At 65.3% G+C, this 21337-nt stretch carries 22 protein-coding genes and 1 pseudogene; 11 read left to right on the forward strand and 12 right to left on the reverse strand.

The genetic code is table 11. The features are described from left to right. Positions 1–144: 144 nt before the first annotated feature. Positions 145–1827, reverse strand: a complete 1683-nt coding sequence (locus tag LDO54_RS15015) for a phospholipase C (RefSeq protein WP_224011540.1) — start codon at positions 1825–1827, stop codon at positions 145–147. A gap of 529 nt (positions 1828–2356) precedes the next feature. On the opposite strand from LDO54_RS15015, the gene LDO54_RS15020 reads away from it, so the two are divergent. Next, positions 2357–2614, forward strand: coding sequence for a hypothetical protein (locus LDO54_RS15020; RefSeq protein WP_224011479.1), 258 nt, complete (start codon positions 2357–2359; stop codon positions 2612–2614). Between the two features lie 94 nt (positions 2615–2708). Here the strand turns inward: LDO54_RS15020 and LDO54_RS15025 are convergent, their stop codons facing one another. The 3 genes from LDO54_RS15025 to LDO54_RS15035 form a co-directional block, all read right to left on the reverse strand. Then, on the reverse strand, positions 2709–3113 hold the full coding sequence (locus tag LDO54_RS15025; RefSeq protein ID WP_224011480.1) for a DUF302 domain-containing protein: 405 nt from the start codon (positions 3111–3113) through the stop codon (positions 2709–2711). A 216-nt stretch (positions 3114–3329) separates the two neighbouring features. Next, positions 3330–4430: a peptidoglycan DD-metalloendopeptidase family protein gene (locus tag LDO54_RS15030; RefSeq protein ID WP_224011481.1), complete on the reverse strand. Its 1101-nt coding sequence runs from the start codon at positions 4428–4430 to the stop codon at positions 3330–3332. A gap of 327 nt (positions 4431–4757) precedes the next feature. Then, positions 4758–5066: a hypothetical protein gene (locus LDO54_RS15035; protein WP_224011482.1), complete on the reverse strand. Its 309-nt coding sequence runs from the start codon at positions 5064–5066 to the stop codon at positions 4758–4760. Between the two features lie 205 nt (positions 5067–5271). Between LDO54_RS15035 and LDO54_RS15040 the strand changes: the two genes are divergently transcribed. From LDO54_RS15040 to LDO54_RS15060, 5 genes are all read left to right on the forward strand, one after another. Next, a complete protein-coding gene (locus LDO54_RS15040; RefSeq protein ID WP_224011483.1) occupies positions 5272–6813 on the forward strand; it encodes an FAD-dependent oxidoreductase in 1542 nt (513 codons plus the stop codon). Positions 6814–6968: 155 nt separating this feature from the next. Continuing rightward, positions 6969–7178 carry a hypothetical protein gene (locus tag LDO54_RS15045; RefSeq protein ID WP_224011484.1) on the forward strand — a complete coding sequence of 70 codons (210 nt, stop codon included), beginning with the start codon at positions 6969–6971 and terminating at the stop codon, positions 7176–7178. 58 nt (positions 7179–7236) lie between these two features. Then, positions 7237–7653, forward strand: a complete 417-nt coding sequence (locus LDO54_RS15050; protein WP_224011485.1) for a universal stress protein — start codon at positions 7237–7239, stop codon at positions 7651–7653. Positions 7654–7750: 97 nt separating this feature from the next. After that, the gene (locus LDO54_RS15055; protein ID WP_224011486.1) at positions 7751–8098 is read left to right on the forward strand and encodes a hypothetical protein; all 348 of its coding nucleotides are present in this window, start codon (positions 7751–7753) and stop codon (positions 8096–8098) included. A gap of 177 nt (positions 8099–8275) precedes the next feature. Continuing rightward, positions 8276–8413, forward strand: coding sequence for a hypothetical protein (locus LDO54_RS15060; protein ID WP_224011487.1), 138 nt, complete (start codon positions 8276–8278; stop codon positions 8411–8413). Between the two features lie 145 nt (positions 8414–8558). Here LDO54_RS15060 and LDO54_RS15065 read toward each other — a convergent pair whose 3' ends face one another. Next, on the reverse strand, positions 8559–9482 hold the full coding sequence (locus LDO54_RS15065; RefSeq protein ID WP_224011488.1) for a LysR substrate-binding domain-containing protein: 924 nt from the start codon (positions 9480–9482) through the stop codon (positions 8559–8561). A 95-nt stretch (positions 9483–9577) separates the two neighbouring features. Beyond that, positions 9578–10588 (reverse strand): annotated as a pseudogene (locus LDO54_RS15070) (fatty acid desaturase); the annotation flags it as partial. A 190-nt stretch (positions 10589–10778) separates the two neighbouring features. Between LDO54_RS15070 and LDO54_RS15075 the strand changes: the two are divergent. After that, positions 10779–11804 carry a sulfonate ABC transporter substrate-binding protein gene (locus LDO54_RS15075; protein WP_224011489.1) on the forward strand — a complete coding sequence of 342 codons (1026 nt, stop codon included), beginning with the start codon at positions 10779–10781 and terminating at the stop codon, positions 11802–11804. Between the two features lie 237 nt (positions 11805–12041). Continuing rightward, positions 12042–12668, forward strand: a complete 627-nt coding sequence (locus LDO54_RS15080; protein ID WP_224011490.1) for a LysE family translocator — start codon at positions 12042–12044, stop codon at positions 12666–12668. An 18-nt stretch (positions 12669–12686) separates the two neighbouring features. Here LDO54_RS15080 and LDO54_RS15085 read toward each other — a convergent pair whose 3' ends face one another. After that, a complete protein-coding gene (locus LDO54_RS15085; protein ID WP_224011491.1) occupies positions 12687–14102 on the reverse strand; it encodes a PLP-dependent aminotransferase family protein in 1416 nt (471 codons plus the stop codon). 155 nt (positions 14103–14257) lie between these two features. Here LDO54_RS15085 and LDO54_RS15090 point away from each other — a divergent pair, with 155 nt between their 5' ends. The 3 genes from LDO54_RS15090 (at position 14258) to LDO54_RS15100 (ending at position 17137) form a co-directional block, all read left to right on the forward strand. After that, positions 14258–15586 carry an aspartate aminotransferase family protein gene (locus tag LDO54_RS15090; RefSeq protein ID WP_224011492.1) on the forward strand — a complete coding sequence of 443 codons (1329 nt, stop codon included), beginning with the start codon at positions 14258–14260 and terminating at the stop codon, positions 15584–15586. 190 nt (positions 15587–15776) lie between these two features. Then, a complete protein-coding gene (locus LDO54_RS15095; RefSeq protein WP_224011493.1) occupies positions 15777–16025 on the forward strand; it encodes a hypothetical protein in 249 nt (82 codons plus the stop codon). 2 nt (positions 16026–16027) lie between these two features. Beyond that, positions 16028–17137 carry an NAD(P)/FAD-dependent oxidoreductase gene (locus LDO54_RS15100; RefSeq protein WP_224011494.1) on the forward strand — a complete coding sequence of 370 codons (1110 nt, stop codon included), beginning with the start codon at positions 16028–16030 and terminating at the stop codon, positions 17135–17137. A 24-nt stretch (positions 17138–17161) separates the two neighbouring features. On the opposite strand, the gene pcaC is transcribed toward LDO54_RS15100, so the two are convergent. The 5 genes from pcaC to LDO54_RS15125 all read right to left on the reverse strand — a co-directional run bounded on the left by pcaC (position 17162) and on the right by LDO54_RS15125 (position 21233). Continuing rightward, on the reverse strand, positions 17162–17560 hold the full coding sequence (gene pcaC / locus LDO54_RS15105) for a 4-carboxymuconolactone decarboxylase (RefSeq protein WP_224011495.1): 399 nt from the start codon (positions 17558–17560) through the stop codon (positions 17162–17164). Next, positions 17557–18348 (reverse strand): 3-oxoadipate enol-lactonase, encoded by a 792-nt coding sequence (gene pcaD / locus LDO54_RS15110; protein ID WP_224011496.1) that lies wholly within the window; start codon positions 18346–18348, stop codon positions 17557–17559. Before pcaD ends, pcaC begins: the two co-directional genes overlap by 4 nt. A 4-nt stretch (positions 18349–18352) precedes the next feature. After that, positions 18353–19732 (reverse strand): 3-carboxy-cis,cis-muconate cycloisomerase, encoded by a 1380-nt coding sequence (locus LDO54_RS15115; protein ID WP_224011497.1) that lies wholly within the window; start codon positions 19730–19732, stop codon positions 18353–18355. 122 nt (positions 19733–19854) lie between these two features. After that, complete coding sequence (locus LDO54_RS15120) at positions 19855–20514, reverse strand: 3-oxoacid CoA-transferase subunit B (RefSeq protein ID WP_224011498.1); 660 nt, start codon at positions 20512–20514, stop codon at positions 19855–19857. A gap of 17 nt (positions 20515–20531) precedes the next feature. Next, on the reverse strand, positions 20532–21233 hold the full coding sequence (locus tag LDO54_RS15125; protein ID WP_224011499.1) for a 3-oxoacid CoA-transferase subunit A: 702 nt from the start codon (positions 21231–21233) through the stop codon (positions 20532–20534). Positions 21234–21337 lie beyond the last annotated feature (104 nt).

The following is a 21337-nucleotide window of genomic DNA, read 5'->3' on the forward strand; positions in this document are numbered from 1 at the left end:
AATTGCCGTGAGCGCTACGGGAGCGCATGCACGGCAAGCGGGTCAGCGATAGTCATCTCGTCATCGATCGTCATCGAAAGCCGTCGATGGCGGGCAAACACGGCGCGAGGCCTGCACAACGCCGGCCTCGCGCCACCGCTCGATTTACATCGCCGGCGCGGCGCTCAGCTGCGTGCCGAGCGTCTCGTCGAGATACAGGGGCGACGTGACAGCCGTGCCGGTCGTGTTGAGCATGCCGCGCAGGTCGCCCGCGGCTGCATCGTACGAACCGCCGCCGAGACGCGCGCCGCCGAGCCAGTTGTCTTCGATGAAACGCACCACCGAAGCCTGATCGATGAACGTGTGGTCGACGTAGTTCGTCTTCGCCCACGGCGAGATCACGAGGAACGGAATGCGCGTGCCCGGACCGCAGCGGCCGTTGACCGGCGCGCCGTTCACACCCGTCGGCTGCGTGCCCGTGCCGCACACGGCGCTGCCGTTGAGCTGGTCGGCGCTGGCGAGCGACGAATGCACCGGCGCCATGTACTGGTGGTCGTACCAGCCGTCCGAGTCGTCATAGGTCACGACCACGGCGGTGTTCTTCCAGTCCGGCTGCTGCATCAGGAAGTTCACGACCTTCGTGACGAACGCCTGCTCGTCGAGCGGATCCGAGTAGCCTGCGTGCGCGTCTTGCGCGGCCGGCGCCTTCAGGAAGCTCACCGACGGATAGTTGCCCGCCTTCACCGCAGCGAAGAAGTCATCCGTGTCGTACTGGTGGTTCGCCGGATCGGCCGTCTTGCCGTCCGCTTCGAGCGTGCTGCCGATCGCGGCCGTCGAGCTCGGGCGCAGATGCTGCGGGTTCGACGTCGACTTGAAGTACTGGAACCAGTTGTGGTGCGGGATGTAGTCGCTCGTCGCCGCGTTCACCGCCGTCGCGATCGTGCTGCGCTTGCAGCCCGTCGTGCCGTTCGAGTTCACCGTCTGCAGGTTGAAGCCGCCCATGAAGCCGCCCCACGTGATCTTCTGCGCGTTCAGCAGGTCGCCGATGTTCTGCGCGTTGATCATGCCGGAGTCGGTCGTGCTCGAGCAGGTGTCGTAGCCCGGATCGACGTCGTTGATCATCGTGAAGCCGCCCGCACCGTCCTGAATGTAGTACGACGAGGTCGTGGCCGTGGCCGGCTGCTTCGACGTGTTCACGAGTTCGAGGCCGTTGGTCTGGCCCGACACGACTTCGAGCGCGCCCGGCGTCGACGGACCGTAGGTCGTCGTCCATGCGTTGTCGCTCATCGCGTACTTCTGCGCGTAGTTCCAGAGCGCTGTGACGGTGTTGCCGTCGTAGAAGCCCATCACCTGGCCCTTCGTGCCGAAGGCGCCTGCGCCGCCGCTCGTGCCGTTACCCGTGTACTTCGGGAACAGGTCGAGCGCGCCGTTGTCGCCGGCCTGCTGCTCGGCCGTATAGGCGTGGTTCTGGTCGGCCGTGGCGGCCTGCGTGCGGTCGAGACGGAACGGGTTGGCCGCGTCCGTGCCGTTGGCGGTGTTCGTGAAGTTCGGGTTCGACGTGAGCAGCGTGCCCGACAGGCCGTTGACCGTCGGCGTGCCCGAAGCCGCCGAAAACGCCGGCTCGCCCGACGGGTTCGTCGCGCTCGGATAGGTCGCGAAGTAGTGATCGAACGAGACGTTCTCGCCGTAGATCACCACGAGGTGCTTGATCGGCGTAGCGGTCGTGAGCGCGTCTTGAGCGGACTGCGACGCGGTCGTCGAAGTCGGATTCGAATTGCTGCTGCCGCACGCGAACAGTGCGGCGGCCAGGCCGACGCACGGCACGGCGAGTAATGCTCGGCGGTACATTTTTGTGGGCTCCATCGATTTTTCGAGTTGGTTTTCTGAGTCCTGTTCGACGCGTCGAATACGTGTGGCCATGCTTGCGCGTCAATCAGGTTTCACCGGGTTAATGCGCCAGACATCAGGGCGAGCGAATTACAACACCACAACATGACGTGACAGCGACCATTCAATTTCCTTAAGCTTTCACTACATTTCAATGCCGAAAGAAATGGGAAGGATTAGCGAAATACGGAAAGGGGCCCGGTTTTGCACTCTCGCGTGCGCGCGCTATAACAGAAAGTGCAGCGCGGACGTTCTCTGCGCGCCCGCTTTTGCCTCGCTTTTGCCTTCATCTTGCGCCGCGCCGCGCTGCGCCGCCCTCCCGCCTGGCGAGGGCGCGACGGTGTAGGCAGTCAGCTAACACGTTCGGCAGCCCTGGCGTTGTGCCGGCATCCCGACTCCACCTGAATGCGCACGGCGCGGTGGCGCGTGCCGTGCGCGCGCGCCGTCCTGCACCGAGTTGTGCGGCGGCGCATGAAGAAGGAGTGTCGAAATGAAAATCCGATTGGCGATATGCGCCGCATGCGTGTGCGCCGTGGCGGCCGGCATGCCCGGCACGTCACTCGCGAAAGACGAGCCTGTTTCGCAGGACACCGCTCATCGCGCCCTGATCGACGACGCCAACGCGTCGGCCCAGGCCGCCACCGACATGTCGTACGGCGGCACGACCGACACGCGCAGCGCGGCCGGTCAGCGCACCGTCAAGCCGTGCTGGCCTCGTTCGCAGTGCGATATATTTTTTGGTCAGTGAGGCGCGCGCTTTCCGATCAGGAAGCGCGAAACCCGATGAACGCTCGCGCACGTCCTTCGCCTCTTATTTCAGGGGCGATGGCGCGCGACGTTCGTCACTGCACGGCGGCCTGGAGCAAGCTCGCCACGCGCTGGATCGGCGCGAGCAGTTCGGGTGAGATGGCGTAGAGCGGACCCAGCGTCTGCGCAACGTCGCGGTAATCGACGATTGCGTGGCCCTCGTCGTCCTGCCAGACCACGAGACGCAGCGGCAATTCGAGCGCCGCGTGCGGATTGGCCGCCATGATCGGCGTGCCCGCCTTCGGGTTGCCGAACAGAATGAGCCGCGTGGGACGCAACTCGAGGCCGGCGAGCGCCGCCGCCTCGCGCTGGTCCACATCGGCGAACACGGCCGCGCCTACACCGTCGAGCGCCTTTTTCAGTTGCGCGATGGTCGTATCGAAATCGTGGGCACTCTTGAAGGACACCACGGACGAAGGGTGCTGCCTGTGTTCGGTCATGACCTGGCTCCCACGGGGACGAGAACGGACAGTAACGGACGACAACGGGACGACAACGCACGTGCGTGCTCACGCACTCTAGTCCATTAACCTGACACCAGGAATACGGCGGGGATACGGCGGGGATACGGCGGCAATACGGCGGCAATACGGCGGCAATACGGCGGCAATACGGCGGCGGATCGATTCGACATCGCTTCGACCGCCGCGCGCCGTTCAGAGCAACGGCTCGAACTGCGCGACCTGCTCTGCGAAATGTTCCTTTTCTTCCGCGCTCATGCCCGAGCGTTTCGGCAGCGCAACCGTGAGCGGATTCTTCGGCACGTGATCGACGTGCACCTCGTAATGCAGATGCGGCCCCGTGGCCCAGCCCGTCGAACCGACATAGCCGATCACCTGCCCTTCGCGCACCTGCGCGCCCGCGCGCAGCGATTTCGCGAAACGCGAGAGATGCGCGAAAGTCGTCGAATAGTCGCCGGAGTTCTTGATCTTGATGACGCGACCGTAGCCGGTTTCCCAGCCTGCAAACGTCACCGTGCCGCGCGCGGTCGCGTGCACGGGCGTGCCCGCGGGCGCGGCGAGATCGACGCCGTCGTGCGCCGCCCAGCGATGCGTGACGGGATCGAGCCGATGCGGTGAAAACGACGACGAGACGCGCGTGTAATCGAGCGGATAGCGCGCGAACGACGGCGCGTTCGATTGACCATCGGCGCCGTAATAGAACGCCTTGCCGTCGAGATTGCGATAGAGGAACAGATCGTGCGAGGTCTTGCCGGTGGAGATGCGCACGGCGAGCGGCAGATCGTCGTCTGCGTTCGCGGTCGTGGTCGCGGAAGCGGCGGTTGCAGCGCCGGTTTGCGTATTCAGCTGTGCATTCGTCTGCGCATTACCTTGCGCGCCCGCCTGCGTGTTCGCGTCGGCTTGCGCGTCGTTGCGAAACACAAAGCGCACTTCGCTGCCCGGATGCAGATCGCGGCGGAAATCGATCCGGCCCGCGAGCGCGCGCGCCAGTTGCGCGGCCGTCGCGGCATCGATGCCCAGCTTGCTCGCCGCTTCGGAAAAGCTGTGCGTGACTTGGGCCGTTTCGACGCGATAAGCCGGCGCGGCGGGCGGGACTGCGGAAGCGGCCTGGGCCGCTTGTGCGGCGGGCGGCGTGGACGCGCGGTCGCGCGTGGCATGAGCCGGGATTTCGTCGGATGCGTGCAGCGAAACGTCGGCGCTTTGCGTGGGCGCTTCGTGCATGAGCCACGCGGTGCTGAGCGTGCCAATGGCAGCGACGATGAACGCTTTACCCGCGAATCCCGGAGATGTCGACAAGACGAGTTTGGGCATCTGCTGGATACGGAATGCTGGCGAAAAGCCACGCGCGTGACGCGCGACTTTCGAATTGACATCGGCAACCAAGGCGGCGCCGATGGGCGAAAGGGTCGAGGCTAACGAGGGTTTCTTAAATCAAACTTAAAAATGTTCCAGTTCGTTAATTCCCTCATTTATTCGGTATTTATTTCTGAATTTTTTTCGGCATGAGGCCTGAATCCGGAAATTATTTTACGACCCCGCTTTAAGCGGGAACGGCCCTTACGGGCCGCTCGCGCACGGTGTTTCAACGAATGCCCGAATACTTATAGGCCGCTTATTGCCTGCTTACTGGCCCTTCGAATCGCTGCTGGCATCGGCGCCCGGCGTATTCGTGCTGTCGTTCATGGGCTTCTTCGCGTGGTGCTTCTTCGTGCTGTGATGCTTTGTCGTCGCATGAGCCGATGAGGCAGGCTGGCTCTGATCCATATTCATGTTTTGCGTCGAACTATTGGCGTCGCTGCCGCCCGCACCTTGCGAACCGGTGCCGCTACTGCTGCTGCTGCCGCCGCCGTTGCCTTGCGCGTATGCAGCGCCCGAAACCGCCGTCATGGCCGCGACGATCGCAACCGCGAGTGTCTTCTTCGTCATCGTCATGGATTGGACTCCTGATTAAATAGTGATGGACGATCTACCCAGACAGTAGATCGGCGAAACGTGTCGATCCACGTTCGATCACACGCTCGTGACCGTCACCGCACGAAGCATGCCTCTGCCCGTTCGCAGAAACCCCGGGATTCGCGGCGGCACGGCGCTTGCGCTCCAAGCTCGCAACTTCGGCACATTCAAGCAGGAGCGCGCCATGAATGCATGGATCAAGGCAGCGGAACTGGCGGCATTGCCCGCTTCGGGCATGACGCGCGTGCAGGTCGAAAACGAAGCCGTCCTGCTCGTGCGCGACGGCGAATGCCTGCGCGCATTTCAGGCGGATTGCCCGCACGCGGGCGCGCCGCTCGAAGAAGGCGCGCTCTGCAACGGGCGCATCGTCTGCCCGTGGCACAAGGCCGTGTTCGCCGCCGACAGCGGCGCGTGGATCGAACCGCCCGCGCTCGCGAGCTTGAAGACCTGGCCCGTCAAGGTGGAATCGTCGAGTGTGTTCGTCGATCTGCGGCCCGGCGCGCCCGCTGCTGCTGCGGTACGGCGCGGCTCGCCGCAGCGCTTCGCGATCATCGGCGGCGGCGCGGCGGCAGCGTCAGCCGTGGCCACGCTGCTCGACAACGGTTTCGACGGCGAGCTGACCGTGTTCGCCGCCGAACCCGAAGCGCCCTACGATCGCACCTGCCTCAGCAAATACGTGCCCTCGGGCGAGATGAAGCCCGACGAAGTGCCGCCGCTTTTGTCCGAGGAAACGGCCCGCGACAAGCGGCTGCGCATCGAGCACACCGAGGTTCTGCGTTTCGATACGGCGCTCAAGCGCGTCACGCTCGCCGATGGCCGCGAAACCGCATTCGACGCCGCGCTGGTGGCAACCGGCTCAACCGCGCGGCGGCCCGACATGCCGGGCGCCGAACTGGAGCGCGTGTTCACGCTGCGCACGCTGCTCGACGCGAAAGCGATCTTTGAGGCGACCGCGCCCGGCGAACACGTCGTCATGCTCGGCGACAGCTTTATTTCGCTGGAAACCGCGTCGGCGCTGCGCAAGCGCGACGTGCGCGTGACCGTCGTCACACCGAGCGGCGTGCCGCTGCGCCTCGCGCTGGGTGCGCGCGTCGGCAGTCTGTTTCGCGAATGGCACGAGGCGCACGGCGTGGTGTTTCATCGCGCGAAGGCGCTGCGTCTGGACGGCCGCGAACGCGTCGAATCGATCCAGCTCGACGACGGCGCGACATTGCCCGTGCACGCGGTCATCGCAGGCGTGGGCGTGCGCCCCGCGACGCAACTGCTGGCCGGACTCAAACTCGATCAGGACGGCGGCGTGAGCGTCGATGCCTCGATGTGCGCCGCGCCGCGCGTCTACGTCGCCGGCGATATCGCGCGCTTTCCACTCGCCGACGGCTCGGGCCTCGCGCGCACCGCGCGCATCGAACACTGGCGCGTGGCACAGCAACTCGCGCGCGTCGCGGCGCTCAACATGCTCGAACGCGAGGTCCGCTACGAAGGCGTGCCTTTCTTCTGGACCGAGCATTTCGGTCAGCGCGTGGACTATCTCGGCCACGCCACGCAGTGGGACGACCTCGACATCACGGGCAGTCTCGCCGAAGGACGCTTTCGCGCGATCTATTCGCGACTCGGTCACGTGCAGGCCGTGCTCGCCTGCGGCTACGAGCACGCCGCCACGCATCTGATCGAACGCATGCGCGAACCGATTACCGCCGACGTCGCGCGCGCCGTGTTCGGCGCGTGAACGTTCTCTTTCGCGTCGATTGAACTCGCCTCGATACGGCGCGTTGATAACGGCCGCCCCAACTTTTTGCACGGTTTTTACGGCGCGCCCGCTACGATTTCCTCCATGGTTGCAGCGTCTGCAACCTTCGCGCCTCGCGCGCCGATGGAGGATTCATGGCGGTCTTCACCTTGCTCAAAGCGTCGTACTCGCGCTCCGCATCGCTGGCTGAAATCGAATGCCGACGCACGCGTCGGCGGCGTCTGGACGCCGTCGCCTTGACCGGCGTGGGCGCAGCCGCGACGTGCATCGCGCTCGGTTCCGCCGTCGCCGGCCTCGCGCTCTGCGTGGCCGCGCTCGCCCCGTTCGTGTTCGTGCGCGACTGAGCGCACCGCCTCGCCTTCCCGCCGCATCGCCCGCGTTCCGCTTTCCCACGAGGTCTTCGTGCTCAAACTGCTGATTCCCATCTTCGACCGGCACGGCGCCGCTGAAGCGGCGCGCCATAGCGCGTTTCTGTTCGCCGAACGTTGCGTGAGTGAAGTCGAAGTCGTCGAAGTGCTCGGCGATGCCACGACTGACCGCGCCGCCGCATTCTGGTCACCGAACGCTTTGCGCGAACGCTACCGCCGCTCGACGAGCGCCGCGCTCGCGCAGACTTGCGCGATTCTCGACGACGCAGGCGTGCCGTACACGCGCCGCAGCGTGTTCGGGCCGCCCGCGCGCAGCATTGCCGCGTGCGTGGAAACGGCCAGCGCCGATATCGTCGTAGTCGACGCGAGCCGTCTGGGTTTTCTGCGCAAATGGGGCATGCTCGCGCAACTCCGGCGACTGTGCACCGCGCCCGTCACGCTGCTGCAATGATCCCGCTAATACATCGGACACCGACTCTATATCGAATTCGTATCGATCCACCATGCCCGACACCGGTACCCCCCATTTGCTCCGACTCGGCCCCGCTTTGGCCCCTCGCCGGCGCGCGGTCGCGCGCCTCGTCGTCCTGATCCTGCTGATCAATCCGATTCTCACCTGCGCGTTTGCCTTCGTGGCGCGCGGCAGTCATCCCGATCTCGCGCTCGGCCTCACCACGCTGTTCTGTTTCATGACCTGCGCCGCGTTGAGCGCCTGGATTCGCTCCGACGCGCGGCACGCCTGGCGCGACGCGCGCGCCAGCGGTTTTGTCGAGCCACGCGCAATCGCAAGCGGCGCGACGGTGCGCGTGCACGGCGACTGTCCGCGCCGCTGGCTCGTGGAGCTGCATATTGGATTGCAGGGCGGGATCACGGCGCGCCGCCAGCCGGAGCCGTAACCGTTACGCCGATTGGCATAGTCCCCAGCCGGCCTGGCTCCACGATTTGCCCCTTTTTGGCTTTGAAAACACCCGAGTGTTGCAAATAGACACACTGGAGCCGTTGCATTCTCGGGCGAACGGCGTATGATTAGGGATAACCCTTAGGTATAAACCCACAGCCAAAACGAGGACATCATGGGCGCAGTGATTATTGCAATTTCGTCGAATGTGGCTCGATTTCTTGAAGCAGCACGCCGTCTGAGCACCGTGGCGCTGAATCGCCACCTCGAATACTGCGAACTGCTCGCCGAAGCGCAGCGCCGCAGCTACTAAGCGAAGAAGCCCAGGCTTCGAGGCAGGCCGTCGCCTGCCCGCTGTTCGATCGCGCGGTCAACGTTCGCAACGTGACCGCGCCGGTCGTTGATGATTCGGCGCGCGGCGTCAGTGCGCGCTTTCCGCGCAAGACGCCACGCCTGCGTTAATCCGCGGCCTTCGCTACGCGGCCTTTCCCGACGATCGCCAAAAACCGGCTCAGCGCGGGCGTCTCACGCGCCTCGTGCCAGACGAGCCAGAGTTCGGCGCGCGCCGCGCGTCCCGCAAGCGGACGCGCGACGATATCGGCACCCGCGAGCCGCGCGATCTCCTGCGGCACGATGCCGAATCCCAGCCCGGCGGCCACGAGGCCGACGATGCTGCCCACGTCCGACACTTTCCACTTCGGTTGCAGCTTCACGCCCGCCTTCGCGGCGAGGTCCGTGACGACGCGCATCGTCCCGACATCATCGGGATCGGGAAAGCCCACCATCGGCTCCGTGGCAAGCCGCGCCAGCGGAATCTTCTCCAGCGCCGCGAGCGGATGACGCTTCGGCAAGATCACCACCAGTTCCTGACTCGAATGCACCCGATGGCGCAACGGCGCCTCGGCGGGCACGGGCGCGCGCACCAGCGCCACATCGAGTTCGCCCGCCTCCAGCGCCGCGAACAGCGTGCGCAAATTCTCGTCGCGCAACTCCAGTTCCACGTTCGGATGCGACTCGCGCATAGTCCGCAATTGCGCGGGAAAACTGCGCTCGAACATCGCCGACGCAACATAGCCGATGGCCAGCGTGCCCAGTTCGCCGCGCGCCGTGCGCCGCACCGCGTCGATTGCGTGACCGTGCAGCGCGAGCAGTTTCTGCGCCTCGGCGCGGAACGCCTCGCCCGCAGCGGTCAGGTCGATGCCGCGCTTGCGGCGATGGAAAAGGCGCACACCGAGCGCCTCTTCGAGGCCCTTGATCTGCTGGCTGAGCGCGGGCTGGGCCACGCCGAGTTGCTCGGCGGCGCGCGCCATGTGCAGCGTCTCGCACACGGCGAGAAACACCTGCAGGCGCCGCAGCGATGCGGAAGTGAGTAAAGAATCCATAGGTTCCAGCCTATCAATCTCGCGCGTCGATGTATATCGATCTTTTGGGTAAGACGCGAGCCAGGCTGGGAACTGAATCAGACCACGCCGTTGCCGAACGGATGCACCGGTGCGTCGGTGGCCTTCCAGGCGTAGCGCCGCAGCAATTCGCCGTAGCCGCCGCGAATCACGAAGTCCGCGCATTTGTCCGCGTAATCCGCGCGGCGCAAATGGTAGGCGCGCGGCAGGTTGTACCACGCGAGCGACGGCAGATCGTGATGAACGAGATGGTAGTTATTGTTCAGAAAGAGCAGCCGCATGGCGGCGCCCGCCTCGTTGATCGCAATGCGCGCCTTCGGGTCCGGCACGGCGCGATGCTCGTACAGCGAGCGGATGGTCGCGAGCGACAGCGCGGGCCACGTCACGGCCAGCAGATAAAACCACCACGGCACGCCCGCCCAGCGCTGCAGCGCGAACAGCAGCGCCACGACGCACACGGCATGCACGATCCACATCGGCGCATAACGGCGATCGCGCGTGCGCAGCGCGTCGAAGGCCGCGACGAGCACGGCGGCGGCGCTCATCGGCGGGTCCACCACCATTCTCCCTACGAAGCGCTTGCGCGCATGCCACAGCGCGCGCCGCCATGCGGGCCAGCGCTGCCACTGTTCGGCGGGGACGTAATTCGTCTCGGGATCGAGGCCCGGCAAGGTGAGCGCTTCGTCGCGATGATGTTCGAGATGCGTGTCGCGATAGAGCGTGTAAGGGAACCAGATCGTCAGCGGCGCGAAGCCCAGCAGTTTATTCAGGAATGCATATTGTGTTGGGTGGCCGTGCAGCAATTCGTGCTGCATCGACATATGCCACGCGCACAACACCGCAAGCAAAGGCGCGGCGGCAAGCAGCGAGAGCACGTGATGGCGCACCATCAACAGTGTGGCGAACCAGCCGCCGTACACGCCCGCGATCAGCAGCCACGTGGGCCATTCGGTGCGCGCCGCGAAGCGCGCTTCGAGCGCGGCCACTGCCTGCGCGTGCTCCGCGTCGAAATATTCCGCCATGTTTGCCGCCTGCCACTTCACCCACGATGAGGCCGCAGTATAAGGACGCGTCGCGCGGCGCTCCAATAACGGATTCGCACATCGTTATGACGATGCCGCGTGCAATGCGATATGCAAAGCGGCAGATAAGCATCTGACGATATCTTGGTTAGGCCGACGCTAAAACGGATTTAAGGTGACACACCATGCGCGATGAATGGGACGTTCAGGGCGCGCAATCATTTTCGAATAGCGTCATTCAAAGGCAGACCACACGATGTCGAACGATCAACACGACGGCCACCGCGCCAGCGGCTCGCGCCGCCAACTCCTGAAAGCCGCTGCGGGGGCGGCCACGCTGGCCACGATCCGCGCCGCCGCGGGCATCGGCGGTGCCGCCGCGCTCGCGCTGCAAAGCGGCGCGGCACGCGCGCAAGGCAACAAGGTGCTGCGCGTCGGCTTTCAGAAGTACGGGAATTTCGTCGTATTGAAAGCGCGCGGCACGCTCGAAAAGCGCCTCGCGCCGCTCGGTTATTCGGTGCAATGGCTTGAATTTCCCGGCGGTCCGCAATTGCTCGAAGGTCTTAATGCGGGTGCTGTCGATGTGGGCACGGTCGGCGAAACGCCGCCAATCTTCGCGCAGGCAGGCGGCGTGGATTTCGTTTATATCGCGAGCGAACCGCCCGCGCCGAAGGGCGAGGCCATCGTGGTCCAGCAGGATTCGCCGATTCGCACGGTCGCCGATCTGCGCGGCAAACGCGTGGCCTTCAATAAAGGCTCGAACGTGCACTATCTGCTCGTGAAGGCGCTGCAAAAGGCCAATCTCAAGTACGAGGATATTCAGCCCGTTTATCTCGCGCCCGCCGACGCGCGCGCCGCGTTCACGAGCCGCAGCGTCGATGCGTGGGTGATCTGGGACCCGTACCTCGCCGCGATCGAACGTCAGGCGAACGCGCGCACGATCGCCAACGGCGAGCATCTCGTCGACAACGTGCAGTACTACATCGCGACCCGCAAGTTCGCCGATGCGCAGCCGCAGGCCGTGCGCGCGCTGCTCGACGAACTGATCGCCGTGGATAACTTCGCGCGCGACAACATCCCGGCCGTCGCCGCGCAACTGTCGCCGCTGGTCGGGCTCGATACCGCTACGCTCGAAGTGGCCCTCAAGCGCGCCGGTTACGGCGTGCGGCCCATCGATGCGGCCACGCTCGCCTATCAGCAGCAGATCGCGGACACTTTCACCGAACTCAAGCTCATCCCGCGCAAGCTCGTGGTCGCCGAGGCGCGCTGGCAGACCACCTGATCGGCAATACACTGAAGCGCTCGCCGTGCGCACTGTCCGCACGGCGGCGGCTTCCCGCAGACACTTTCAGCGGACAGTTCCGGGGGACACTTCGGCCGGACACTTCGCGCCCACCCGTCCCCACGCCGTACCGGCAGACACCCTGCAATCTGTACCGGTACTGTACCGAGACACGCAGCTAGACTGGCTCCATCCTGATCGATACGATCGCCCTCGTTTCACCGGAGTCACCGCCTCATGCTGCCAGACATGCTCAGCGCCCTGCCCGCCGGCATGCTGTTCGTCATCGTCACGACCATCACGCCCGGCCCCAATAACACCATGCTGCTCGCCTCGGGCGTCAATTTCGGCTTCCGGCGCACGGTGCCGCATATTCTCGGCATCAGCGCGGGCGTTGTGGTGTTGATGCTCTCGGTGGGTTTTGGGCTCGGTCAGGCGTTTCGCCACGTCCCCATGCTCTACACCGCGCTCGAAGCCGCGAGCGTGGCGTATCTGCTGTGGCTCGCGTGGAAGATCGGCACCTCGGGCGACCTCAAGATGAAAAGCGGCGAGCGCCGCCCCATGCGTTTTCACGAGGCCATCGCGTTCCAGTGGATCAATCCCAAGGCGTGGATGATGGTGCTCACCGCCGCGACCACGATTCGTCTTTCGGCCGACTTCGGCATGAATACCGTCGTGATGGCCGCGCTGTTCTATGTGATCGGCCTGCCCTGCATCTGCGTGTGGGCAGCGTTCGGCACCGGCATGCGCCGCTTTCTCGCCGATCCGCGCCGCTTGCGCGCGTTCAATATCGCCATGGCGCTGTCGCTGGTCGCTTCGATGTATCCGCTGCTCGCGCATCTTGCCCAGCTCGTGCAAGGCTGAGCATTTCGTCAGGATGACTTAGAAGTTTCCGCTGCTCACGCGCTCGATGAAACGCCAGAGTGCGTCGTCGAGCGAGTACGGCGCATTGAAGCGGAACCAGCTGCTGGCCGCATCGTCGGGCCGGAAATACGAGCCCGGCGCGAGCCAGATGCCGTCGCGCAGCGCGGCAGTCGCGAGTGCGCCCGCACGCGCGGCTTCCACCGGCAGACGCACCCAGACGAACAGTCCCGCGCGCGGCCGGCAGAACGGTTCGAGCCCGAGCGCGTCGATGCGCTCCTCGAACGCCGCGTGCGCGCTTTTCAATTGCTCGTTGACGATTTCGACATGGCGCGCATAGCGCCCTTCGAGCAGCACCTTGTCGACGATGCGCTCGATTGTTTGCGAGGACGTGAGCCCCACCGCCATCTTCGCGCGGGCCAGTTCGCGCAGCACGTCGCGCTCCGCGACGACATAGCCGCAACGCAGTGACGGCGTGACCGTCTTCGAAAATCCGCCCACGTAGAGCACGCGCTGCAGGCCCTCCATCGCCGCGAGCAGCGGCGCGCCCGGCGGCGCGAGTTCGCGGCTGACGTCGTCTTCGACCACCCACATGCGCTCGCGCTCGGCGATCTGCAGCAGGCGGAACGCGTTCGCCATCGTGAAGGTCGCGCCGGTGGGATTTTGCAGCGTCGTGTTCACGAAGATCGCCTTGGGCCGATGGGCGGCGACCTGCTGTTCGAGCGCGTCGAGATCGAGCCCGGCGGGCGTGCGCGGCACGCCGTGCACGGTCAGCCCCGCGAGCTTGAGAATCTGCAGCAGATTGCAGTAGCCGGGGTCTTCGACCAGTACAGTGTCGCCGGGCCGCAGTAGCGTGCGCACGATCAGATCGAGCCCCTGCGTCGCGCCCTGCGTGAGCAGCACGTTGCCGACCTCGACCGGCAGCCCCTGGCGATCCAGTTGCGCCGCCACGCGTTCGCGCAGCGGCGCGAAACCGTACGGATGCCCGTAGTCGCCCAGACGCACGGCCGGCACGCGGCTCGTCGCGCGCAGCGCATGGTGCAGCCCCGTTTCGTTGATCCACTCGCCCGGCATCCAGCCGCAGCCAGCCTTGATCGGCACCGAGTGATCGGCGAAAACGTCGGACAGCAGCCAGGTGGCGGCGAGCGCGGGCGGCTGCCAGCCCGCCGCACTGGCCCGCGGCGCCTCGGTGCGCTGCGCCACGCGATAGCCGGAACCGCGCCGGGCCACGACCAGTCCCATCGACACCAGCCGGTTGTACGCTTCCGTCACCGTATAGGTCGAGAGCGCGTGCGACTGCGCGAGCTGACGCACCGAAGGCAGCAGCGCGCCCGTGCGCAAGGTATGGGCTTCGATCGCGCGTGAAAAAGCACGCACGATCTGTTCGACGAGCGTCGTGGAGGCCTGGCGGCCGCGTTCCAGTTCGATTTCGATCATAAGGTGGCGTCGACTGTACCCTGCCGTACCGAGTACAGACCAATACAGTTGAGACAAATTGTCCAGCACAGTTATCAGCGCAGTATAGAGACTGTATCTGCCGCGCTTCAAGCCCCGGCGATAGAGTCTGTCAAACCACCTCAGGAGGAACACCCATGACTTCGCGCCCCGTCATCGACGACCTGTCGTCGTTCTGGATGCCGTTCACGGCCAACCGTCAGTTCAAGGGCGCGCCGCGCCTGCTCGAATCGGCCAAGGGCATGTATTACCGCACGACCGACGGCCGCGAGGTGCTCGACGGCAGCGCGGGTCTGTGGTGCGTGAACGCAGGCCATGCGCGCGAGGAAATCGTCGCGGCGATCGCCCAGCAGGCCGGCACGCTCGATTTCGCGCCGACCTTCCAGATGGGTCACCCGCTCGCCTTCGAAGCGGCCAGCAAGATTGCCGAAATCATGCCGGAAGGGCTCGACCGCATTTTCTTCACGAACTCGGGTTCGGAGTCCGTGGATACGGCGCTCAAGATCGCGCTCGCCTACCATCGCTCGCGCGGCGAAGGCCAGCGCACCAAGCTGATCGGCCGCGAGCGCGGCTATCACGGCGTGGGCTTCGGCGGCATTTCGGTCGGCGGCATCGGGCCGAACCGCAAGGCGTATTCGGGCCAGTTGCTGCCCGCCATCGACCATCTGCCGCACACGCACAATCTGGAGCACAACGCGTTTTCGAAGGGCCAGCCGGCCTGGGGCGCGCATCTCGCCGAGGACCTCGAACGCATCGTCGCCCTGCACGACGCCTCGACCATCGCGGCCGTGATCGTGGAGCCGGTCGCCGGTTCGACGGGCGTGCTGATTCCGCCGCAAGGCTATCTGCAACGTCTGCGCGAGATCTGCACGAAGCACGGCATCGTGCTGATTTTCGACGAAGTGATCACGGGTTTCGGCCGTCTCGGCAAGGCCACGGCGAGCGAGTATTTCGGCGTCACGCCCGACATCATCACGATGGCGAAGGCGATCAACAACGCCGCCGTGCCGATGGGCGGCGTGGCCGTGAGCCGCACGATCCACGACACGGTCGTGAACAGCGGCGCGCCGGGCGCGATCGAACTCTTCCACGGCTACACCTATTCGGCGCACCCGCTCGCGTGTGCCGCCGCGATCGCCACGCAGGATCTGTATCGTCGCGACGGCCTGTTCGAGCGCGCCAACAGCCTCGCGCCGAAGTTCGAAGCCGCGGCGCACGCGCTGCGCGACGCGAAGCACGTGAAGGACGTCCGCAATCTGGGCCTCGTCGCGGGCATCGAACTGGACTCGCGCGACGGCGCACCGGGCGCGCGCGCCTATGAAGTGTTCGTGAAGTGTTTCGAAGCGGGCGTGCTGATCCGCTTCACCGGCGACATTCTGGCGTTCTCGCCGCCGCTGATCGTCACGGAAGAAGAGATCGAGCGTCTCTTCGGCACCGTGCGCGACGTGCTCGCCAAGGTGCAATAACGCAGCTTCGCTGCCGTGCTTCGGCGCGGCGCGCAAGGCAATCGGGCGGCCCGCTTCGGGCCGCTTTTTTTTCGCCGCCCGCCTGGCGCGCGCACGGTTCGGGCAAGCCGCGCGCCATCGGCGTATCGTGGGGTTATCGACACATCAATGCGCTGCCGGGCCGCACGCGGCAGCGGCCGGAGGGATTGCGATGAAGACACCAATCCGCGTGGGAACGCATATCGAAGGCGTTCACTGGGTGGCCGAATATCTCGCGCCGACACTGCAAATCCGCGTGTTCCGCGAAGGCCGCGAAATCGAAACCATCGCGGCGCCCACCTCGCTGTTCGGCGACGAAGCCGACGCGGGCTCCGCGAGCGACGATGCGAGCCGCGCCGAGGACGCCGCCGTGCTCGCCGTCCTCAAACATTACGTGGCCGAGCGCAATCCCGAGGAGTGACCATGACCGACGGCGCCGAACGTTTGCCCGAGCCCGCCATCTCCGCGCGCTCGCGGCCCGCCGCCGCGCACGCGACGCCCATCGAAACCGATGCGCTGATCGTCGGCGCCGGTCCCGTGGGGCTGTTTCAGGTCTTTGAATTGGGGCTGCTCGAAATCCGCGCGCACGTGGTCGATTCGCTGCCGATGGTCGGCGGTCAATGCGCCGAGCTGTATCCCGACAAACCGATCTACGACATTCCGGCGATTCCCGTCTGCACGGGGCGGCAACTCGTCGATTCGCTGATGAAGCAGATCGAGCCGTTCGGCGCAACGTTTCATCTGGGCGAGGAAGTGCAGATCGTCGAGCGGCGCGGCGACGGACGCTTTTTCGTGCAAACCTCGAAAGGCACGCAGTTCCTCACGAAAACCGTGTTCATCGCGGCAGGCGTAGGATCGTTTCAGCCGCGCACGCTGAAATTGAGCGGCATCGAACGCTATCGCGACACGCAACTGTTCTATCGCGTGCGCGATCCCGAGCAGTTCCGCGACAAGGACATCGTGATTTGCGGCGGCGGCGATTCGGCGCTCGATTGGGCGCTGCGCCTCGTCGACGTCGCGCAGAGCGTGATTCTGCTACACCGGCGCGAGCAGTTTCGCGCGATGCCCGCCTCGGTTGCGCGCATGCGCACGCTCTGCGAGGAATGGCGCATGCAATCGATCGTCGGCCAGATCACGGGTTTCGATGAAGAGGACGGCACGCTCAAGCGCATCAAGGTCACGGGCGGCGACGGCGTTACGCGCTCGCTCGAACTTGAGTATTTGCTCGTGTTTTACGGCCTCTCGCCGCAACTCGGACCGATCGCGCAATGGGGCGTCGAACTGGACCGCAAGCAATTGCCCGTCGATACCGCGCGCTTCGAAACGAGCGTGCCCGGCATCTTCGCCGTGGGCGATATCAACACGTATCCGGGCAAGAAGAAGTTGATCCTCTCGGGCTTTCACGAAACCGCGCTCGCGGCTTTCGGCGCAGCGCGCCATGTCTTTCCCGAGAAGAAAATCCATCTGCAATACACGACGACGAGTACACGCCTGCACGAAGTGCTGGGCGTGAGCTCGCCGTCGATGGACTAAAGCGTTTGAAGCGATGAAACCGCTTTACGCGCCGGCTGCCGGTGCAGCGTCTTCCTCACGGAAAATGCGGTCGGCCAGATGGAAGGCCGAATTGGCCGCGGGCACGCCGCAATAGATGGCCGTTTGCAGCAGCACTTCCTTGATTTCGTCGCGCGTCACGCCGTTGTTCTTCGCGGCGCGCAGATGGAGCGCGAGCTCCTCGTTGCGGTTGAGCGCGACCATCATCGAAATCGTGAGCAGGCTGCGCGTGTGACGCGGCAGACCTTCGCGCGTCCAGATCTCGCCCCACGCATAGCGCGAAATGAGTTTCTGGAATTCTTCGGTCAGGTCGGTGCGGTTCGCAATGGAGCGGTCGACGTGCGCGTCGCCCAGCACGGCGCGGCGCACTTTCAGGCCGGCTTCGTAACGATCGTCTTCGTTCATTTCGACTCCTGCAGGAAGGCGAGCACGACCTTGTTCCATTCGTCCGCGAGTTCGACGTTCGAAATGTGCGCGGCGTTCAGCTCGACATAACGCGCACCCGGCACCGACTCCGCCAGTTCGCGGCCTTGTGCGGGCGTCGCGGCCAGATCGTGCGTGCCCGAGATCACGAGCGTCGGCGCCTTGATCGACGAGGCTTCGCCACGCAGGTCGGCGGCGTTGATTGCTTCGCAGTTCGAAGCATAGCCGTCCTTGTCGGTGTGCACGAACACGTCGCGCACCTGAGACATCACCAGCGCGTTGCGCGCGATGAATTCCGGCGTGTACCAGCGCGGCAGCACGGCGTCGGCGAGCGCGAGCATGCCTTCGGCGCGGGCCTTCGCGGCGCGCGGCACCCACACTTCCGGCGTGCCGATCTTCGCGGCGGTGTTGCACAGCACGAGGCGGTCGATGCGGTCGGCGAAGCGCGCGCCGAGGCCCACGCCCGTGAGGCCGCCCATCGAGACACCCGCGAAATGCGCGCGCGCGATGCCGAGATGATCGAGCAGGCCGATCACGTCGCCGGTCAGTTGTTCGATCGTGTACGGACCTTGCGGCGCGGCCGAATGGCCGTGACCGCGCGTGTCGTAACGCAGGACGCGGAAATGCTTCGAGAATTCGACGAGCTGGGGCGTCCACATCGACACGTCGCTACCGAGCGAGTTCGACAGAACCAGCCACGGCGCCGTGCTGTCTTGCGCACCGTCGATGCGGTAGAACAGCTGCGTGTCGTTGACGGCTGCATAAGGCATGCGGTTACTCCTGATGAGTCTGCGATGAAGAATGAGGCGAACGCTTCGCGTACGACGCGAGCACCGCGTCGACAAAGGCGTGCGCTTCGCCCACGTAATGAGCGGGGTCGAGCAGCGCTTTAAGACGATTTTCGTCTAGATGCTGCGTGACGGCGGGATCGTCCGCGAGCACGTCGTAGAGCGTGCGTTGCGATTGCACCGCCTGTTTCGAGGCCTTTTCGACGAGGTGATGCGCATCGAGGCGGCCAATGCGGTCGCCGAGCGCGAGCATCACGGCCTCGCCGAGAATCAGGCCATGCGTGACGTCGAGATTGGCCGCGAGTCGTTCGGGCCGCACTTCCAGTCCGCCGGTAATCTGTTCGATCTGCGCGAGCGCGCCGCCCGCGAGACGCGCGAGTTCGGGCAGCGCGTCCCATTCGGCTTGCCAGCCACCGAGCGCGCGTTCGTGCTCCTGCACCATGCCTGCGAACACCGTGGCGACGAGACCCGGCGCGCGCGTGGCGGCGGTGAGCACCGCTGCACAGCCGACCGGATTGCGCTTGTGGGGCATGGTGGACGAACCGCCCTTGCCCGCCGCCGCCGGCTCGCCGAGTTCGCCGATCTCGGTCTGCATCTGCAGCGAGATATCGCGCGCGATCTTGCCGAGCGTGCCGATCAGCATGCCGAAGAACGCCGCCGCTTCGGCGATGCGGTCGCGTTGCGTATGCCACGGCAGCGTGGGCTGCGAGAGGCCGAGTTCCTTCGCGAGTTCGGTGCTGACGTTCACGGCCGCGTCGCGCAGGCTCGCGAGCGTGCCCGCTGCACCGCCGAATTGCAACACGAGCGCGCGTTCGCGCAAGGCCGCAAGACGCTCGCGATGACGCAGCAGCGTATCGAGCCACTGCGCGAATTTCAGACCGAGCGTGATCGGCAGCGCCTGCTGCAACCACGTGCGTCCGACTGCGGGCGTCGCGCGGTGTGCGCGGGCGAGTTCGGCGAGATTGGCGCAGGTGGCGTCGAGACCCGTTTCGATCAGCGCGAGCGCGTCGCGCAGTTGCAGCACGGTCGCCGTGTCGATGATGTCCTGGCTCGTCGCGCCCCAATGCACGTATTTCGCGGCCTCGGGATCGGCCTCTTTCACGCGCGCGGTCAGTTGCTTGACGAGCGGAATCGCCAGATTGCCACCGAGTGCGGCGTCGCGCGCAAGCGCTTCGGCATCGAGCCGATCCGCACGGCAGGTCGCGACGATCGCCGCCACGGCCGTCTGCGGAATCACGCCATGCAGCGCCGACGCGCGGGCAAGCGCCGCTTCCACGTCGAGCATGCGCTGGAGCGTGGCCTCGCTCGACCACGCGGCGTTCATCGGCTCGGTGCCGCAAATGAGGCTCGTCAGGCGTTCAATCATGGATCGATATGAAAAAGATATGGATGCGCGCAAACGCAGATGGCGCGGCGCCCGGCGACTGTTGCCGCCAGACCCGCGCCACGCTGGTGTTCATCTGCGAGAGGAACGCGCGTTGCCGCAGTTTACGCCGCGCGGCGATTCTGCGTCGCGTCGATCAGCGGCACGCCGGCAAGCTTTTGCAGCGCGTCGAAGTCGATGTCCGAATAGATCTCGCGCACGGCGAGGCCGTCCGGCGTCACGTCGAACGCGGCGAGGTCCGTGTAGATGCGGCCCACGCAGTTCACGCCCGTGACCGGGTACGAGCATTCGCTCACGAGCTTGCTTTCGCCCTGCTTCGTCAGCAGTTCCATCATCACGAACACCTGCTTCGCGCCGAGCGCGAGGTCCATCGCGCCGCCCACGGCGGGGATGGCGTCCGGTGCGCCGGTGTGCCAGTTCGCGAGGTCGCCCTTCACCGACACCTGGAACGCGCCGAGCACGCAGTAGTCGAGGTGGCCGCCGCGCATCATCGCGAACGAGTCCGCGTGATGGAAGAAGGCGCCGCCGGTCAGCAGCGTGACGTGCTGCTTGCCTGCGTTGATGAGTTCGTCGTCTTCCAGACCGGGCGCGGGCGCCGGGCCCATGCCGAGCAGACCGTTCTCGCTGTGCAGGAAGATTTCCTTGCTCGGATCGAGGTGGTTGGCCACCAGCGTCGGCACGCCAATGCCGAGATTCACATAAGCGCCCTCAGGAATGTCCTGAGCCACGCGTTGAGCCATTTCGTCGCGATTCAACCGTTTCATTGCATAACTCCGTAGCGTCAGGCGGCCTGGCCGGCTTGCTGCGCTTGATGCGCGGCCTGCGGCACTTCAACGACGCGCTGCACGAAAATGCCCGGCGTCACGATGTTTTCTGGATCGAGCTGGCCGAGTTCGACCACTTCCGACACCTGCGCGATCGCCACCTTGGCGGCGCTCGCCATGATCGGGCCGAAGTTGCGCGCCGTTTTACGATAGACCAGATTGCCCCAGCGGTCGCCCTTGTACGCCTTGATCAGCGCGAAGTCGGCGTGCAGCGGCGCTTCCAGCACGTATTGGCGGCCGTCGATCAGGCGCGTTTCCTTGCCTTCGGCCAGCTTCGTGCCGTAGCCCGTGGGCGTGAAGAAACCGCCGATACCGGCGCCCGCCGCGCGGATGCGCTCGGCCAGGTTGCCTTGCGGCACGAGTTCAAGCTCGACTTCGCCGGCGCGATAGAGGCCGTCGAACACGTACGAGTCGGTCTGGCGCGGGAACGAGCAGATGATCTTGCGCACCCGCTTGGCCTTGAGCAGCGCGGCCAGGCCCGTGTCGCCGTTGCCGGCGTTGTTGTTCACGATCGTGAGCTCTTTCGAGCCTTGCGCGATCAGCGCGTCGATCAGTTCCGCCGGCATGCCGGCCGTGCCGAAGCCGCCGATCATCACCGTGGCGCCGTCCTGAATGTCGGCGACGGCGGCTTGAAGCGAGTCGAAAATCTTGTTGATCATGCCTGCTCCTGAAAGCGATGCGCATCGCGGAAAGTCCACGCCACTCGATCGCGAAAAAGTTCTATATACGAACACTGATTCGTTTAGCGAACGTCCAGCGCATT

The sequence above is a fragment of the Paraburkholderia tropica genome, assembly GCF_914484835.1.
Classification (GTDB): Bacteria; Pseudomonadota; Gammaproteobacteria; order Burkholderiales; family Burkholderiaceae; genus Paraburkholderia; species Paraburkholderia tropica_A.

Bases quoted from the DNA above. Each gene is read 5' to 3' on its own strand.
- LDO54_RS15025 (WP_224011480.1), bottom strand. From the start codon at position 3,113: ATGACCGAACACAGGCAGCACCCTTCGTCCGTGGTGTCCTTCAAGAGT.
- LDO54_RS15120 (WP_224011498.1), bottom strand. From the start codon at position 20,514: ATGAAACGGTTGAATCGCGACGAAATGGCTCAACGCGTGGCTCAGGAC.
- LDO54_RS15095 (WP_224011493.1), top strand. From the start codon at position 15,777: ATGAAGACACCAATCCGCGTGGGAACGCATATCGAAGGCGTTCACTGG.
- LDO54_RS15125 (WP_224011499.1), bottom strand. From the start codon at position 21,233: ATGATCAACAAGATTTTCGACTCGCTTCAAGCCGCCGTCGCCGACATT.
- LDO54_RS15015 (WP_224011540.1), bottom strand. From the start codon at position 1,827: ATGTACCGCCGAGCATTACTCGCCGTGCCGTGCGTCGGCCTGGCCGCC.
- pcaD (WP_224011496.1), bottom strand. From the start codon at position 18,348: ATGCCTTATGCAGCCGTCAACGACACGCAGCTGTTCTACCGCATCGAC.
- LDO54_RS15035 (WP_224011482.1), bottom strand. From the start codon at position 5,066: ATGACGATGACGAAGAAGACACTCGCGGTTGCGATCGTCGCGGCCATG.
- LDO54_RS15085 (WP_224011491.1), bottom strand. From the start codon at position 14,102: ATGATCGAAATCGAACTGGAACGCGGCCGCCAGGCCTCCACGACGCTC.
- LDO54_RS15115 (WP_224011497.1), bottom strand. From the start codon at position 19,732: ATGATTGAACGCCTGACGAGCCTCATTTGCGGCACCGAGCCGATGAAC.
- LDO54_RS15100 (WP_224011494.1), top strand. From the start codon at position 16,028: ATGACCGACGGCGCCGAACGTTTGCCCGAGCCCGCCATCTCCGCGCGC.
- pcaC (WP_224011495.1), bottom strand. From the start codon at position 17,560: ATGAACGAAGACGATCGTTACGAAGCCGGCCTGAAAGTGCGCCGCGCC.
- LDO54_RS15040 (WP_224011483.1), top strand. From the start codon at position 5,272: ATGAATGCATGGATCAAGGCAGCGGAACTGGCGGCATTGCCCGCTTCG.
- LDO54_RS15045 (WP_224011484.1), top strand. From the start codon at position 6,969: ATGGCGGTCTTCACCTTGCTCAAAGCGTCGTACTCGCGCTCCGCATCG.
- LDO54_RS15020 (WP_224011479.1), top strand. From the start codon at position 2,357: ATGAAAATCCGATTGGCGATATGCGCCGCATGCGTGTGCGCCGTGGCG.
- LDO54_RS15090 (WP_224011492.1), top strand. From the start codon at position 14,258: ATGACTTCGCGCCCCGTCATCGACGACCTGTCGTCGTTCTGGATGCCG.
- LDO54_RS15060 (WP_224011487.1), top strand. From the start codon at position 8,276: ATGGGCGCAGTGATTATTGCAATTTCGTCGAATGTGGCTCGATTTCTT.
- LDO54_RS15075 (WP_224011489.1), top strand. From the start codon at position 10,779: ATGTCGAACGATCAACACGACGGCCACCGCGCCAGCGGCTCGCGCCGC.
- LDO54_RS15065 (WP_224011488.1), bottom strand. From the start codon at position 9,482: ATGGATTCTTTACTCACTTCCGCATCGCTGCGGCGCCTGCAGGTGTTT.
- LDO54_RS15080 (WP_224011490.1), top strand. From the start codon at position 12,042: ATGCTGCCAGACATGCTCAGCGCCCTGCCCGCCGGCATGCTGTTCGTC.